Source organism: Salinispora tropica CNB-440 (genome assembly GCF_000016425.1).
In the GTDB taxonomy this organism is placed as follows: domain Bacteria; phylum Actinomycetota; class Actinomycetes; order Mycobacteriales; family Micromonosporaceae; genus Micromonospora; species Micromonospora tropica.
On record NC_009380.1, the window covers coordinates 1,228,233 to 1,243,205 of the forward strand.

Below are 14,973 nucleotides of genomic sequence, written 5' to 3' on the forward strand. Positions count from 1 at the left end.
CAGTTTCCTGTCGAACCGTGCTGGCTGTCCAGGAGGGACGGCCGTATCCAATTCAGGACGTGAAACGTTGTTCTGTACGTGACGGCGACCTCACCGCGCCTCGTTCGTGGTCCCCGACCGTCCTGGCGTTCCCGGTGGGCCGACCGGGAGAACGACCGGCGACGGCGTGTTCATGTGGCTGAGGCTGATGCTTGGCGCTGCCGTGCCGAGGAGCTGACCCGGCTGCGGGTCGAGGTCGGCCTGCTCGGATCTGGTCCGCCGGGGAGCGCGTCGGTGCGCCTCCGTCCCGGTGAGGTGGTCCACCGTGTGTTCCCGGTCGTGGAGCTGGTCGAGGCCGTTTCCGGGAACATTGGCCGACTACCCGTGCCCGGGCTGGCGGTGGACCTGGCCGGCATCGACGAGCCGCCGCGTCCGCTGCCGCCGGGGATCCGGGCGGTGGAGGTCGGCAGCGGCGTGGTGACCGACCGGCGCGTGGTCTTCCTCGGCCGGCACCGGCAACGGGACTGGTGGTTTGAGGAGCTGATCGCGCCGGCCCACCATCGCCGTTCGCCGTTGACCCTGTTGCCCACCGTCGACGGGTCCCTGGTGGCCGGGCTGCTGGTGTCGCGTCCGGTGACCCTGACCTTCCGGTTCCACCTCACCCTCGCCTTCGCCGACGGCCTTGGCAACCGGGATGCGGTCGCCGCCTGCCTGGATGAGCTGGTCGCCACCCACCAGCGCACCCGGCCGACGGCGCCCCCAGTCGCCCGACCGGAGCAGGCCCCGGTGCGGGCCCGGCTGAGCGACCGCCGGGGCGTCAGCGCCGTTGCGGCCGTCGCCGCCTCGGTGGTCACTGCCCTCGCTGTCGCCGTTGGGGTGGCCCTGCCGCCAGCCGCGCCGATGGTGGGGCTCGACCGGTCCGAGCCCAGCGACGTGCCCAGCCCGCCGGGCCCATCCAGCTCTGGACCGGGTAGCCGTCCGGTGCCCCCCGCGTCGCCACAGCCCGATCCGACCACCGTGGTGCCGCCGCCGGCCGTGGTGGTACCAACTGTCGTCGAGGGGTCGACCGTGCCATCCCCTGTTGATCCACCGATACCGCACCGTGCCGAACCGCCGAACCGCTCCCGCGACGGGCGGGAACCCAGCCGAAGGCACCACGGCCCGAAACGCTCGAGTGACCGGTCGCCGTCGGCCGGTCAGGACGGGCGTTCGCCCCGGTGGGCGAAGGACCGTGACCGCGCCGCCGCGACGGGAGATCGGGGCAACCGGGGCCGGGACCGGGCGGCGAATCTGTCGTAGCCTGCCGGCAGCATCCGGGCATGCTGTTGACCTCGCTGGCCGAAGCCGACCGATCTTGCCTGCCCGAAACCGACAGCACCGCACTGGCCGAGCTCGACCTGGTGCTGCTGAAGGACATCGACCGGGTGCTCCGAGCCGCCTGGTCGGCCGAGACCTGCGATCCGGTTGATCTGCCCTGGGCTGCGACGAATCCAACCCGTGGGCAGTGCGGCGTGACGGCGCTCGTGCTGCGTGAGCTGATCGGCGGCGAGCTGCTGTGCGCGGTGGTGCTGGGGCGGGATGGGTCCCGGCAGGGTGTGCACTTTTGGAACCGCCTCCCCGGCGGGGTGGAGATCGACCTCACCCGGGCGCAGTGCACAGTGGACGAGACTGTCCAGGAGCCGTCCGTGGTCACCATGCCGCCGGGGCCACCCAGCCGTTGCACCCAGCAGTACGCGCTGCTCCGTCACCGGGTGCGCGGCATGCTCGGCCTCACCGACTGACAGGGCGGTCTATTTGCCCGCTGCCTGGTAGGTGACCGGCGTCTGAGCTGCTTCGTCGATCTCCTCTGGCGTAATCAGCGGAATGACCTCCGCTCTCACTCCACCCGTCGATATGGCGGCGATGCCGAGCGCGGCGGTGGTCATGTTGTCCGGTATCTCGCAGGAGACGAAGAGGTCATGGTGGCCGATCCCGAAGTACAGCGACTCCACCCGCCCGCCAGCGTTCTCGATCATCGCCCGGACCACCTCGGCCCGTGCTGTTCCACCCTTGTCACTCAGTCCTGCCACTCCCTGCGTGGTGTAGGTCGCTTGGAAGAGGTACTTCGGCATGTTCGCACCACCTTCTTCTCGGGCTCCCGCGGCCCGACCCTTGGTACCCGCTTGCCACCCGGATACGCCTCGGCCACCTGGCTGTTCACGGACCGGGTGGCGGCGGAGGGCGCGGAACTCACGCGGTGTCCTGCGGCTCCAGACCACCGTGGGTGCCGGTCGCCGAGGCGTACGCCCGATGGGTCACCGCTGCTCGGATGGCTGCCGTACGCCGTACTGGAGCAGGACGGTGTCGGCGTTGTCGAAGGTGCGTACTCCCAGGCGCCGGAGCGAGACCGGGCGTTCGAACAGGGGGGTGCCGCCGGCGATGGCGGCTGGGCCGAGGAGCACGTGGATCTCGTCGATCAGGTCGTGCTGGAGTAGCCCGTTCCAGGTGGCGCGGCTGGCCCAGGTGACGATCTCCCGGCCGTCCTGCTCCTTGAGCTTGGCGATCTCGGTGGGAGCGTCGGCTCGGCTGATGATGCGGGTGTTGTCGGCCCAGGGATGCTCGGCCGGCAACGGGGAGGCGTGGTCGGAGACGACCACCTTGTCAACGCGGTTGTAGATCTTTGAGAACTCCCGGTCCGCCTCGAAGGCGGAGCTGTCGTCGGCGACGCCGGGCCAGTAGCCCGAGAACATGGCGTAGGAGTTCGCGCCGAGCAGCACGGTGTCGGCCGCCTGGATCCGTTCGAGGTTGTACGTGCCGAAACAGTTCTCCATCGGCACTGTCACGCCGCTTCCGGGGCCCTCGTAGAAGCCGTCCATCGATACGGCGCTGACCACGATGAGTGTGCGCATTCCGCTGCCTTTCGGTGTGTGTGCTCCACGGCTGCCGGGAGCGGAGGGCGCGGCTGCGCCCGCGCCCTCCGCCCGGCCGTCCTGACGTCGTGGCTAGAACGGAGCGGGAGCGGGGGTTTCGACACCGTCTGCCCGGGACGGTCACACCGTGACGAGGAACACCGCGAGCGCGCCTCCGCAAGCCTTGAAATGAACGGCGGACTGTCGGCGGGGAGGACTAGTCTTCCTGCGGTTCCGCACATTCCTGGTCACCCGTTGTCCGTGGCGGGTGCCGTGGCGTGCCAGCACCGTCCTCCCTTCGGTCGATCCGACATCAGGAGAATCCGTGACACAACAATCGGTCGCGTCCCCTCAACCGGGCGCGACACCGGACAAGCTCGACGCCGCGGTGCTCAAGGTGGCGGGCGTCGTCGTGCTCGGCGCGATCATGTCGATCCTCGACGTGACGGTGGTCAGCGTCGCGCTACCGACCTTCCAGAATGAGTTCGACGCGTCCTATGCCCGGGTCGCGTGGACAATGACCGGCTACACCCTCGCCCTGGCCACGGTGATCCCCCTGAGCGGGTGGGCGGCCGACCGCTTCGGCACCAAACGCCTGTACATGATCGCCCTGGCCCTGTTCACCATCGGTTCTGGTCTCTGTGCCACCGCTGACTCGATCGGTGAGTTGATCGCGTACCGGGTGCTGCAGGGCCTCGGTGGCGGCATGCTGATGCCGATCGGCATGACAATCATGACCCGGGCGGCGGGGCCGCACCGGATCGGCCGGTTGATGGCAGTCCTGGGCATCCCGATGCTGCTCGGTCCGATCGGTGGTCCGATCCTCGGCGGCTGGCTGATCGACGTGGCGAGCTGGCACTGGATCTTCCTGATCAACCTGCCGATCGGGCTGCTCGCCCTGGTCTACGCGCAGCTGGCCCTGCCGAAGGACGCTCCGGAGCCGTCCGAGTCGTTCGACGTCCTCGGCATGCTGATGCTCTCCCCGGGACTGGCGCTGTTCCTCTACGGCGTCTCCACGCTGCCCGAGGCGGGCACCTTCACCGACCCCGAGGTGTGGGTGCCGATGCTGCTCGGCGTCGCGCTGGTGGTCTCCTTCGTCCGCTACTCGTTCAAGCCCCAGCATCCGCTCCTCGACCTGCGGCTGTTCCGCAACCGCAGGCTGACCATCGCGTCGGTGACGCTGTTCGTGTTCATTGTCGCGTTCATGGGCGCCGGCCTGCTCTTCCCGAGCTACTTCCTGCAGGTTCGCGGGGAGTCGACCCTGCACGCCGGCCTCCTCATCGCGCCGCAGGGCATTGGTGCGATGGTGACGATGCCGATCGCCGGGACGCTGGCTGACCGGGTGCCGGTGGGACGAACGGTGCCGTTCGCGTTGGTGCTGATCGCCGCTGGGTTCTTTACCTTCACACAGGTCGGCCCAGACACCTCATATCTGTTGATCTGTGGCTCGTTGTTCGTCATGGGTCTGGGTATGGGGGGCACGATGATGCCGATCATGACCTCGGCGTTGCGGACGCTGACCGGGCCGGAGGTAGCCCGTGGCTCCACCCTGATGAACATCATCCAGCAGATCGGTGGTTCGGTCGGCGCGGCGGTGATGTCGGTGATCCTTACCAACGAGCTGAACGGATCCCGGCCGATCCCCGGCCTGACCGGTTCGAACGGTGAGCCGGTCACCGAGGCGGGCCTGGCGATCGCCGCCCAGCGGCAGCCAGAACTGGCCCAACAGGTCCCCGACCCGACGCTCATCGAGCGCGGGCTCGCCTTCGCCGCCGATTCCTTCGCCGCCACGTTCTGGGTGGCCTTCGCGCTGGTGCTGCTCACCTTCGTCCCGGTTGCGTTCCTACCCCGGCGGTGGGAACGGTCGCAGTCGCGCGACGACCAGCCGGGTGAACCGAGTACGCCGGTGGTGGTCCACTGAACTCCGGTGTCGGGGTCGCCGCGGCGACCCCGACACCTCCGCATCGCCCTCGCGCCACACCATCGGTGATGTCCCGGCAAGCCGCCGGGGAGCCGGTAACGTCGGCGCCGCCGACGAGGGGAGGTGCCAGGTGGCGCGCGGTGGCGTCTTCTGTGTGGAGGGCCAGTGGCACCGTGACCTCAACGAGCGCGGCTCTGTCCTACCCACCCTGGAACTGCTGGAGCGACTGAGCCGGATCCGGTTTATCCACAAGGACGCGGCGACCCGGGATGAACTGTTCTACTTCGTTGACCGCTGGCTGCTCAAGCAGTACGCCGACTACCGGGTCGGCTTCTTCGCCACCCATGGGGAGCCCAGCCGGCTGCGCCTGACCGACTGGGAGTCGGTTCCCCTCACCGACGTGGCCGAGCTGATGGCTGGTCGCTGTGAGGGACGGCGCCTCTACTTCGGCAGCTGCTCGGTGCTGCGCGCCAACGACGCCGTGCTGCGCGCGTTCCTGGAGTCCACCGGTGCAGCCCTGATCTGCGGGTTCACCCGGGAGGTCGACTGGGTGGAATCCGCCGCCTTCGAGACCGTCCTGCTCGACGTGCTCGCCAACGGGCAGCGGCACAATGCGGCCGAACTGCGGATGGGCTCGGCGCACTGGGCGCCGCTCGCCTCGTACCTCGGCTTCCGGGTGATCTATGCCAACGGCCGCGCCTGGCGCCCGTCGGCCCGCCCCCGGGTGCCCGTTCAGCCCGCCCGTCCGCCGCGCCCGCCGAATACCAGGCCGGTGCTGCCGGGTCAGTAGGCGACGGTGAAACGGGTGTTCTCGTGCCGTGGGTTCTCGATTTCGTCAACGATCGCGACGGCCATGTCCTGGTAGGTGAGGACCGACCGGCCCTCGTGATCGGTTACCGGGTGGTCCCCGCCGGTGCGGTAGTGCCCGGTGCGGGCGCCGGGGTGGAACTCCAGGGGCGGTGGTGACACGTACGTCCAGCACACCCCGCCGGCCGCGGACCGGTAGTACGTCAGGGCGTCGGCCTGGCCCAGCGCCGCGTCCCGGTACTCCTGGGGAAAGTCGGGCTCGTCCAGGAACCGGCCGCCCTGCGGGGTGCACAGCGTGGCTCCACCACCGAGGTGGATGATCCGGGGCGGATTCGGTGTCCCGCGTAGCGTACCGACCAGCGTCCGCGCCGCGTCGAGCCAGAGGCCGCGTTCCCCACCACCGATCGCCACCACCAGCGCGTCGGCCTCCGGGGCCAGCTCCCGTACGCTGCGCTCGCTGGTCGCGTCGCCGGTCACCACCCGTACCCCTGCCGGCAGGTACGAGGTGGCCTCTGGCCGGCGTACCGCAGCGGTGACCCGATGCCCGCGGTGGAACGCCTCCTGGGTGATCTGGGAGCCCGCGGTTCCGCCCGCCCCGAAGACGACGATGGTGCCCACACCCTCAGGCTAGGGAGGGTGCCCGGCCGCCGCCCGGGGATTGCCGATCCCGACCCGAGGCGCCACGCCGATGCCAGGCGTTGCCGTTGGCGTCGCCGGGCCGTTGGCGTCGCCGGGCCGTTGGCGTCGCCGGGCCGTCGGCGTCGCCGGGCCGTCGGCGTCGCCCGGCCGCGCCGTTGTTGTCGGTGCCGGTCGGTAGCCTGGCCAGATGCCGGATCAGCACGATGGGTTAACCCTGCACCACGAGGACTGGTACGGCGAGGAGATCGCCGACCGGCACTACGTGGGCTGCCATTTCGAGCGGGCCGACCTCACCGAGGCGACCACCCGTGGGGTGCTCTTCACCGAGTGCACGTTCGGCAACGTCAGCTTCAACGCCTCCCGACACGTCAACACGGCCTTCACGCGATGCGTCTTTCGCCGCTGCAACTTCTTCGCCGCCGAGTTCACCGGCTGCAAGCTGGTCGGCAGCACCTTCGACCAGTGTGACCTGCGGCCGTTGACGATCGTCGGTGGCGACTGGTCGTTTGTCGCGCTTCCGGGCGCGGATCTGCGTGGTGCGCGCGTCGTCGACGTCCGGATGCGCGAGGCCGACCTGATCCGGGCGGATCTGAGCGGTGCGACGGTAACCGGAGTCGACCTGTCCGGGGCGCAGTTGCAGCACGCGAAGCTGTCCCGCGCCGACCTGCGCGGAAGCGACCTCACCGACCTTGATCCGATCGAGGTCGAGCGGGCCGGGGCGATCGTCAGCGCCGAGCAGGCGGTGGTGCTGGCCCAGGCGCTCGGCTTTCAGATCGGCTGACCATGCCTCCCGGCGGTCGTGCCATGTCAACCGGGCGAACCGGTCGGGGTGGCCGCGGGGCGGGTAGCGTGAGAGCGACAGATTGATCACAGAGGATGGGAGCCGTCGATGGCCGAGCGGGAGCAGGTGCAGGACAGTTCCGTGGACTGGGTGGCCGACCACGTCGCGCGGTACGTACGAACCGACGGCGCGGACGGGCACGAGTGGCGGCCCGGTGTGTTCACGCTGCTGCTGACCACCCGGGGGCGGCGTAGCGGTTCGCTGCGGCGTACCGCGCTCATCTACGGCCGCGACGGTGACGCGTACCTGCTGGTCGCCTCGCGGGGTGGCACACCGGAGCATCCTTCCTGGTACCTCAACCTGCTTGACGATCCGCGGGTCGAGGTGCAGGTCGGTGCGGAGCGGTTCACCGCCAGGGCGCGGGTCGCGAGCCCGGCGGAGAAGCCGCGGATGTGGGCCACGATGGCGGCGATCTGGCCGGATTACGATGACTATCAGACCCGGACCGATCGGGAGATCCCGGTGGTGGTGCTTGAGCGGAGCTGACGTCCGGCCCCGCGGTAGCACGGTGGCCACGGTCGGTGGGCTGAAGCACTGGTTTTCACCCGATCAGGTACGGGCTGGCGGCCCGGGATGACGAAGGCCCCGCCAGGGGGCACCGTTGGCGTGCGGGACCCGTCGCGGTCCCGGGCCACGGCGGCGATCGCCGCCGGTTCCCCGGCCCCATCTGCGGCCGGTGGCGAATCCCAGGACCACGAGGAGCTCCGCCATGCTGACCATGACCGACAACGCCGTGCTGGTGATCCGAGACCTCGCCAATCAGCAGGACGTCGCGAATGACGGCGGGGTCCGGATCGCCGCGGACCCGGAGGCGGGCTCGCTCACCGTGCAACTGGTCGAGGGCCCCGTCGCGGGTGACCAGGTGGTGGACAACCAGGGTGCGAGGATCTTCCTCGACTCGGACGCGGCCCAGCTGCTCGGGGACGCCGCGGTGGACGTGACCGTCGACGAGGAGGGCATCGTGCAGTTCGGCTTCACCGAGCAGCCGTGACCCGGGCTCCCCTCGGTGCGTCGGGGTGCCCGAAAGGGGTCGGCGCAGCTGGACGACGGGGCCCTCCACCCGAGCGCCCCACCGCTGCGCAGGCGGCGGTGGGGCAACGAGCGCACGGCGCCGTCCGATCCGGGTCGGTACGTCGCCGCGCTCTGGCCGTCTCCCGCCAGCGCAGCTGTACGGCGGTACACCAGCGGGGACTTGGCGAGACCGATCGATGCGGCCGGGCTGGAGGCCGAAGGGCCGGTCGGCAGACTCTTCCCGCCCGCCGCGGGCCCAAACGCGGGACAGCGGCGAACTGTCGGCATCGTCGAACCAACCGGGTGAATCGCCGGCACTGTCGACCGGCCTGACCGGGCGGGTTCGGGGTATCCGCGGTGGGTGGACCAGCCGACGATCGCCGACTACGGGTTCCTGTCCGACTGCCGCTCCGGCGCGCTGGTCGGCCGGAACGGCTCCATCGACTGGTGGTGCCCGGATCGGTTCGACTCTCCCGCGGTCTTCGGGCGGCTCCTCGACCCGGAGGCCGGCCACTGGCGGCTGGCTCCGGTCGGTGCGGACCGTCCCGGGTGGCGGGTGGAACGGGCGTACCAGCCGGAGACCCTGGTGCTGCGCACCGTCCACCACACGCCGCAGGGGAGCGTCGCGGTCACCGACGCGCTCGCCGCCGAACGCGGGGCGCGGGGGCACCAGCTTGGCCTGAACTCCCCCGCGGTGCTGCTGCGGTGTGTCGAGGGGCTCTCCGGGCGAGTGCGGCTGGCGTCGGACTTCGTGCCCCGTCCTGACCATGGACTGCTCACCCCGTACCTGCACGACCAGCCCGGTGGGACGGTGCTGGCCGTGGCCGGCGCGACGATGGTGGAGCTCTGTTCGGACTCCCTCACCCTGCGCGCCGGGACGGACCGGGTGCATACCGAGTTCGACGTCGCCGCCGGGGAGACTGTCGGCTTCGCCGCCGGCTACCGAGCGGCGTACGGTGCGCCGTCGGCCCGGCTGGACCCGTCGGCCATGCTGGCCGAGACGGTGCAGGCGTGGGAGGCGTTCCGGGAGACCCACCGGTACCAGGGGTGCTATCCGGAGCTGGTGCGGCACAGCGCAGTCGTGCTCACCGGGCTTACCTACGCCCGCAGCGGCGCGGTCGCCGCGGCGCTCACCACCTCCCTGCCGGAGCAGCTCGGTGGAGACCGAAACTACGACTACCGGTACGCCTGGTTGCGTGACTTCTCGATGACGCTGCGCGCCCTCTGGGTGGCGGCCTGCCCGGCGGAGGCGTCCCGGTTGTTTACCTGGGCGGCCCATTCGATCGGCCGGGTCGGTGCCGAGCCGGTGCCGGTGCTGTTCGGGCTGGCGGGGGAGCGGGACATCTCCGAGCACGTCGCGGAGCACCTACGCGGGTACGCGGACAGCCGCCCGGTGCGGTTCGGCAACGACGCCTGGCGGCAGCGGCAGCTGGACGTACCCGGTGAGGTGGTGGCGGCGGTGTGGCGCCTGCACCACCTGCTCGGCGACCCCCTCGACTACGAGGTGCGCGAGATGGTGTGCGGGCTGACCGAGCAGGTCGCGGAGACCTGGCGGTTGCCGGACCGGGGCATGTGGGAAACCCGGGACGTTGACCGGCACTACCTGTCGTCGAAAGTGCTCTGCTGGGTGGCGTTGGATCGGGCGGTGGCGCTGGCACCCCGGCTCGGTGAGCGCGCGGATCCCCGCCGTTGGGCGGCGATCCGGGACGAGATCCGGGACACCGTGCTGCGGAGGGGGTGGAGTGAGCGGGCCGGCGCGTACACCGGGGCCTTCGGCTCCGATGAGCTGGACGCCTCCGTGTTGTTCCTGCCGGTGGTGGGCTTCCTGCCAGCCACCGATCCACGGATGCGGGCCACGATCGACGCGGTGGAGCGGGTCCTGGGTGCCGGGGGTGGGCTGATCCGGCGGTGGGAAACCGATCCGGCCGGGTTCCTGCTGTGTACCTTCCTGCTGGTCGAGTGCCTGGTGCTGGCCGGGGAGCGGGAGCGGGCCGGGGCGCTCTTCGAGCGGGCGGCCGGGTACGCCAACGATGTCGGGTTGCTCAGTGAGCAGATTGACCCGCACACCGGCGCGCAGCTCGGCAACACCCCACAGGCCCTGTCCCACATCGGTCTGATCAACGCCGCCTGGCGGCTGACCGACCCGACCACCGACTAGGCGGGTCGGGCCGGCTGCCGGGCGTTCGCCTGGTGCCCGGCGGCGACAGACTGACACTGGTGCGGGTCAATTGCTCCAAGTAATGTCTTGCCTCCAACGCGTGCCCCCGACCCCTCCCGGAGGCGTACACCACCATGGGTGGCTTCCCCCTGCGTATCCTCGTCGTCGGTGCGGGTCTCGCCGGTCTTGCCGTGGCCCGGGCGCTGCGGATGGCGGGCTTCCGACCGGACCTCATCGACAAGCTCGCCCCCGGTGACCTGGTGGACAGCGGCCTCTACCTGCCGGGTAACGCTGACCGTGCGCTGCGCCGGCTCGACCTGGACGGCCCGGTCCGCCCGCTCGGTCAGGTGATCCGCCGACAGTATTTCCGCGATGCCACAAGCGCGCCGCTCTGCGAGGTCGACCTCGACGCGCTCTGGTCCGGAGTCGGCCGGTGCCGGGCGTTGCTTCGCAGCGAACTGCACCGCGTCCTGCTCACCGGTGCCGGGGGAGCCGTGCGGTACGGAGTCGGGCTCGATGCTGTCGACCTCTTCCCGACGACCGTCGGCATCACCTTCGCCGACGGTGCCGCCGCCGAGTACGACCTGGTGATCGGCGCTGACGGCCCGCGATCCGAGGTCCGCGCCCTCGCCGCGTTGGGCGGTCCGCCCCGCCCCACCGGCCAGGTGGTCTACCGTGCCGTGGTGCGCGACGGCCCGCCGGTGACCGAGTGGACCGCGTTGCTCGGCCATCGGGCCGGCTTCCTGATCGTTCCGGTCGGCCCCGGGCAGCTGTACTGCTACGCCGACGAGACGGGCGCCGTCGCGCCGGCCGACCCGATGGCCCGGCTCGGTGAGGTGTTCGGTGACTATGGTGGGCCGATTCCCGAAGTGCTGGACTGCCTGGACCAGGTGCACCCCGCCGTGACCGAGGAGGTCGAGCTGGGCCGTTGGCACCGGGGTCGGGTGCTGCTGGTCGGGGACGCCGCGCACGCTACCGCGCCGACCCTCTCGCAGGGGGCGGCGATGGCGCTCGAGGACGCCGTCGTGCTCGCCGAGTCGCTGCGGAGGTCGACCGGCGACGTCGACGCGGCCCTGACGGCGTACGAGAGCCGCCGCCGCCCGCGGACCCGCTGGGTGCGGGACCGGACCCGGGACCGCAACCGGACTCGGGACGTCTCACCGGCGTTGCGCGACCCGTTGCTGCGCGAGCGGGGTGGGCGCATCTTCGGCGAGCACTACCGGCTGCTCCTGGGGCCACTGTGAGTTCACCCGGGTGTTCTCCCCGAGGTGGGTCGCGGGTACGCGAGCCGTGGCCCGGCAGGGTACCCGGCCACCCCACGCAGCCGGGTCACCTGTCGGGGACTATCCTCCTTGCGGATGACGGCCGCTTACCGCACAGCGTGCCGAGCGGGACAACCCAGAACCGGAGGCCACTCGTGACCACCGTCGCACCCAAGCCGGTCGTGACCCGGCCCTGGCCGGTCCGAGCGCCGGTTAAGGGGTCGGCCTTCGCGCGGCTGCTGCGCACCACGGACGCGAAGCAAATCGGGATCATGTATATGGTCACCGCGTTCGCGTTCTTCATGATCGGCGGGCTGATGGCCCTGATCATGCGGGCCGAGCTGGCGCGACCCGGGCTGCAGTTCCTGTCGCCCGAGCAGTTCAACCAGCTGTTCACGATGCATGGCACGATCATGCTGTTGTTCTTCGCGACGCCGATCGTCTTCGCTTTCGGTAACTACCTCGTGCCGATCCAGATCGGCGCCCCGGATGTCTCGTTCCCGCGGCTGAACAGCTTCGCCTACTGGCTCTTCCTCTTCGGCGGCACCCTGACCACCGCTGGCTTCATCACTCCGGGCGGCGCTGCTGACTTCGGCTGGTTCGCCTACACCCCGCTGAGCAGCGTGGAGCACTCTCCGGGTGTGGGCGCCAACATGTGGGTCGTCGGTCTGGCGATCTCTGGCCTGGGCACGATCCTCGGCTCGGTCAACATGATCACCACGATCCTGACCCTCCGCGCGCCCGGCATGACCATGTTCCGGATGCCGATCTTCACCTGGAACATGCTGGTCACCAGCCTGCTGGCGCTGTTGATCTTCCCGCTGCTGGCCGCCGCGCTCTTCGCGCTCGCCGCCGACCGCATCCTCGGTGCCCACGTGTACGACCCGGCGACCGGTGGGCCGCTGCTCTGGCAGCACCTCTTCTGGTTCTTCGGGCACCCCGAGGTGTACATCATCGCGCTGCCGTTCTTCGGCATCGTCTCCGAGATCATCCCGGTCTTCTCCCGCAAGCCGATCTTCGGCTACAAGGGCCTGGTCGCCGCGACCGTCGCCATCGCCGCTCTGTCGATGAGCGTCTGGGCGCACCACATGTTCGCCACCGGCCAGGTGTTGCTGCCCTTCTTCAGCTTCCTGAGCTTCCTCATCGCCGTCCCCACCGGGATGAAGTTCTTCAACTGGATCGGCACCATGTGGCGGGGGCAGATCAGCTTCGAGTCACCGATGCTCTTCTCGGTCGGCTTCCTGGTCACCTTCCTCTTCGGTGGTCTCACCGGGGTGCTGCTGGCCAGCCCGCCGCTGGACTTCCACGTCTCGGACTCGTACTTCGTGGTGGCCCACTTCCACTACGTGCTCTTCGGCACGATCGTCTTCGCCGTCTTCGCCGGCATCTACTTCTGGTTCCCGAAGATGTTCGGCCGGATGCTCGACGAGCGGCTCGCCCGGGTGCACTTCTGGCTGACCATGGTCGGCTTCCACACCACCTTCCTGGTGCAGCACTGGCTGGGTAACGAGGGAATGCCCCGGCGGTACGCCGACTACCAGGCCATCGACGGCTTCACGACGCTGAACATGATCTCCACGGTCGGTGCGTTCATCACCGGTATCTCGACGCTGCCGTTCCTCTACAACTGCTGGAAGTCGTACCGGACGGGTCCGGTGGTCGAGGTCGAGGACCCGTGGGGACACGGCAACTCACTGGAGTGGGCGACCAGCTCGCCGCCGCCGTTGCGGAACTTCGACCGGATGCCACGGATCCGTTCCGAGCGGCCCGCGTTCGACCACAAGTTCCCCGAGTTGGCCACCGGTCAGACCCTGGTGGGCGCGCCGGCGGGTGGGGCCAAGCTGTTGACCAGCGAGGCCGACGGTGGCGCCAGCTACCAGGAGGACGTGGCGGGCGACCGGGACCGCCACTGACGCCTCACGCCACACGCACCGACGACGGGCGCTGCTTCCGGAGACAACCCGGAGCGGCGCCCGTCGTCGTCCCCTCGGACACGTGCCGGCCGCGCAGAGTCCCACCCACCGTGCCCAGGGACGACCCACCAGTGGCTCCCCGGTCGCCCTCAGCGGTGGAGGCCCCGGTAGTCACCGGTGAACCACCCCGGAGCCCCTACTGGCGCGGCAGCCAGCGCCCCCTCTCCCGGCCGGGATGGATGTCCCTGCCGGGATGCCGCCGGGATGAGCACCGGGATGAGCACCGGTGGTTCACGCAGTGTGGGTCAGCTCGGGCTCGGGAACGGGGGCCGGTGCTTCGGCTTCCCGACGGCGGCGCAACTGCACCGGGAGTACCGCCAGAGCGACCAGTGCACCGACCGCTCCGGTCACGGCGAAGCCCCAGGCCGGCGCGGAGGCGTCGATGACGGCTCCGGCCAGTGGGGCGCCGACCGCGACGCCGACGGTGTTGGCGGAGCCGTGCAGCCCCATCGCCTCACCGCGGGCGTCCGCGGGCGCCAGTCGACTGGCCGCATCCGAGGTGGCGGCGATGGTGGGGGCGCAGAGCAGGCCGGCGGGGATCAGCACCAGGCTGAGCAGCCACCAGTTCGCGCCGGCCAGCCCGACCGGGATCGTGGCGATGCCCAGCGCCGCGAGCAGCACCAGCGGAGACGGGGAGCGGGTGATCGCCCCGTACGCGAAGCCACCGAGCAGCGAGGCGAGTGCCCAGAAGCCCAGCACCACGCCGGTGAAGCCCACGTCGCCGTTGTCGCGCAGGACCGCGATCACGGCGACGTCGGTGCCGCCCAGCACCATGGTGGCGGCGGCGGTGATTGCCAGCACGGCGATCATCCGGGCGGTGAGCCACTCCCGCCGCGGCACCTTTCGTCGCGGCCCGGTCGCTTCGCTGGCGCCCCGGATCGGCGGGTTGAGCAGGAAGAGCCCGATGCCGGCGGCGACGATGGCGGCGCCTACCAGGTACAGCGTGGTGCGGGCGGAGATGGTGGTGACCGCGAGGGTGGCCAGAGCCGGCCCGATCATGAAGGACAACTCCACCGACACCGAGTCCAGCGCGTACGCCGGCCGGCGCTTCTCCGCCGGCACGATGGCCGCGATGGACTGGCGGACCACCGCGAAGATCGGCAGCGCCAGCGTACCGGCGAGGAACGCGGCGGGCAGCAGCAGCGCGTACGGCAGCAGCGGCGCGGTGGACCAGAACACCGCTTCGGCGACGGCGGTCAGCACCAGCACCGGCCGAAGGCCGCGCCGGTCGATCAGACGACCCAGCAGCGGGCCGCCGAGGGCCGCGCCGACGGTGATCGCGCCGCCGACCAGCCCGGCCGCGCCGTACCCTCGGTCGAGGTCCTGGACGACGTAGAACGTCAGGGTCAGACCGATCGTGGTGAGCGGTATCCGGGCGAGCACCGCCACGATCAGTAGGGCCCGGAGACCGGGCAGGGCGAGCGCCGCCCGGTAAGGCTTCAGGTTCACGTTGGTCCGTACCTCCGGGGACATCCTCGTCCGTGGGTTAGACGA

Annotated in this window: 14 protein-coding genes; 10 read left to right on the plus strand and 4 right to left on the minus strand. The window is 70.4% G+C overall.

The window, feature by feature from the left end; translation table 11 throughout:
• The first annotated feature begins 78 nt into the window (after positions 1–78).
• Both STROP_RS05460 and STROP_RS05465 read left to right on the plus strand, forming a co-directional pair.
• The gene (locus STROP_RS05460; protein ID WP_238380284.1) at positions 79–1,278 is read left to right on the plus strand and encodes a hypothetical protein; all 1,200 of its coding nucleotides are present in this window, start codon (positions 79–81) and stop codon (positions 1,276–1,278) included.
• Between the two features lie 20 nt (positions 1,279–1,298).
• Complete coding sequence (locus STROP_RS05465; protein WP_011904986.1) at positions 1,299–1,760, plus strand: YunG family protein; 462 nt, start codon at positions 1,299–1,301, stop codon at positions 1,758–1,760.
• A gap of 9 nt (positions 1,761–1,769) precedes the next feature.
• On the opposite strand, the gene STROP_RS05470 is transcribed toward STROP_RS05465, so the two are convergent.
• Together STROP_RS05470 and STROP_RS05475 are read right to left on the minus strand one after the other, a co-directional pair.
• A complete protein-coding gene (locus tag STROP_RS05470) occupies positions 1,770–2,090 on the minus strand; it encodes a GYD domain-containing protein (protein ID WP_011904987.1) in 321 nt (106 codons plus the stop codon).
• Between the two features lie 183 nt (positions 2,091–2,273).
• Positions 2,274–2,867 (minus strand): dihydrofolate reductase family protein, encoded by a 594-nt coding sequence (locus STROP_RS05475; RefSeq protein WP_011904988.1) that lies wholly within the window; start codon positions 2,865–2,867, stop codon positions 2,274–2,276.
• Between the two features lie 325 nt (positions 2,868–3,192).
• On the opposite strand from STROP_RS05475, the gene STROP_RS05480 reads away from it, so the two are divergent.
• Positions 3,193–4,788: a DHA2 family efflux MFS transporter permease subunit gene (locus STROP_RS05480; RefSeq protein ID WP_011904989.1), complete on the plus strand. Its 1,596-nt coding sequence runs from the start codon at positions 3,193–3,195 to the stop codon at positions 4,786–4,788.
• A gap of 130 nt (positions 4,789–4,918) precedes the next feature.
• Complete coding sequence (locus STROP_RS05485; RefSeq protein ID WP_011904990.1) at positions 4,919–5,578, plus strand: DUF6642 family protein; 660 nt, start codon at positions 4,919–4,921, stop codon at positions 5,576–5,578.
• On the opposite strand, the gene STROP_RS05490 is transcribed toward STROP_RS05485, so the two are convergent.
• The gene (locus tag STROP_RS05490; RefSeq protein ID WP_011904991.1) at positions 5,572–6,213 is read right to left on the minus strand and encodes an NAD(P)-dependent oxidoreductase; all 642 of its coding nucleotides are present in this window, start codon (positions 6,211–6,213) and stop codon (positions 5,572–5,574) included. The two genes, STROP_RS05485 and STROP_RS05490, sit on opposite strands and share 7 nt — an antisense overlap.
• A gap of 208 nt (positions 6,214–6,421) precedes the next feature.
• On the opposite strand from STROP_RS05490, the gene STROP_RS05495 reads away from it, so the two are divergent.
• The 6 genes from STROP_RS05495 (at position 6,422) to ctaD (ending at position 13,419) form a co-directional block, all read left to right on the plus strand.
• Positions 6,422–7,015 (plus strand): pentapeptide repeat-containing protein, encoded by a 594-nt coding sequence (locus STROP_RS05495; RefSeq protein ID WP_011904992.1) that lies wholly within the window; start codon positions 6,422–6,424, stop codon positions 7,013–7,015.
• Positions 7,016–7,123: 108 nt separating this feature from the next.
• A complete protein-coding gene (locus tag STROP_RS05500; RefSeq protein ID WP_011904993.1) occupies positions 7,124–7,561 on the plus strand; it encodes a nitroreductase family deazaflavin-dependent oxidoreductase in 438 nt (145 codons plus the stop codon).
• A 223-nt stretch (positions 7,562–7,784) separates the two neighbouring features.
• Positions 7,785–8,066, plus strand: coding sequence for an adhesin (locus tag STROP_RS05505; RefSeq protein WP_011904994.1), 282 nt, complete (start codon positions 7,785–7,787; stop codon positions 8,064–8,066).
• Positions 8,067–8,447: 381 nt separating this feature from the next.
• On the plus strand, positions 8,448–10,244 hold the full coding sequence (locus tag STROP_RS05510) for a glycoside hydrolase family 15 protein (protein ID WP_011904995.1): 1,797 nt from the start codon (positions 8,448–8,450) through the stop codon (positions 10,242–10,244).
• Positions 10,245–10,378: 134 nt separating this feature from the next.
• Complete coding sequence (locus tag STROP_RS05515) at positions 10,379–11,488, plus strand: FAD-dependent monooxygenase (protein ID WP_011904996.1); 1,110 nt, start codon at positions 10,379–10,381, stop codon at positions 11,486–11,488.
• 173 nt (positions 11,489–11,661) lie between these two features.
• Positions 11,662–13,419, plus strand: a complete 1,758-nt coding sequence (ctaD, locus tag STROP_RS05520) for an aa3-type cytochrome oxidase subunit I (RefSeq protein WP_026274984.1) — start codon at positions 11,662–11,664, stop codon at positions 13,417–13,419.
• Positions 13,420–13,710: 291 nt separating this feature from the next.
• On the opposite strand, the gene STROP_RS05525 is transcribed toward ctaD, so the two are convergent.
• Complete coding sequence (locus STROP_RS05525; protein ID WP_011904998.1) at positions 13,711–14,952, minus strand: MFS transporter; 1,242 nt, start codon at positions 14,950–14,952, stop codon at positions 13,711–13,713.
• Positions 14,953–14,973 lie beyond the last annotated feature (21 nt).

What these genes read in the sequence shown, in the direction of transcription:
- STROP_RS05470 (WP_011904987.1), bottom strand. Translation starts at nt 2,090, where the DNA reads ATGCCGAAGTACCTCTTCCAAGCGACCTACACCACGCAGGGAGTGGCA.
- STROP_RS05475 (WP_011904988.1), bottom strand. Translation starts at nt 2,867, where the DNA reads ATGCGCACACTCATCGTGGTCAGCGCCGTATCGATGGACGGCTTCTAC.
- STROP_RS05465 (WP_011904986.1), top strand. Translation starts at nt 1,299, where the DNA reads ATGCTGTTGACCTCGCTGGCCGAAGCCGACCGATCTTGCCTGCCCGAA.
- STROP_RS05515 (WP_011904996.1), top strand. Translation starts at nt 10,379, where the DNA reads ATGGGTGGCTTCCCCCTGCGTATCCTCGTCGTCGGTGCGGGTCTCGCC.
- STROP_RS05525 (WP_011904998.1), bottom strand. Translation starts at nt 14,952, where the DNA reads ATGTCCCCGGAGGTACGGACCAACGTGAACCTGAAGCCTTACCGGGCG.
- STROP_RS05495 (WP_011904992.1), top strand. Translation starts at nt 6,422, where the DNA reads ATGCCGGATCAGCACGATGGGTTAACCCTGCACCACGAGGACTGGTAC.
- STROP_RS05505 (WP_011904994.1), top strand. Translation starts at nt 7,785, where the DNA reads ATGCTGACCATGACCGACAACGCCGTGCTGGTGATCCGAGACCTCGCC.
- STROP_RS05500 (WP_011904993.1), top strand. Translation starts at nt 7,124, where the DNA reads ATGGCCGAGCGGGAGCAGGTGCAGGACAGTTCCGTGGACTGGGTGGCC.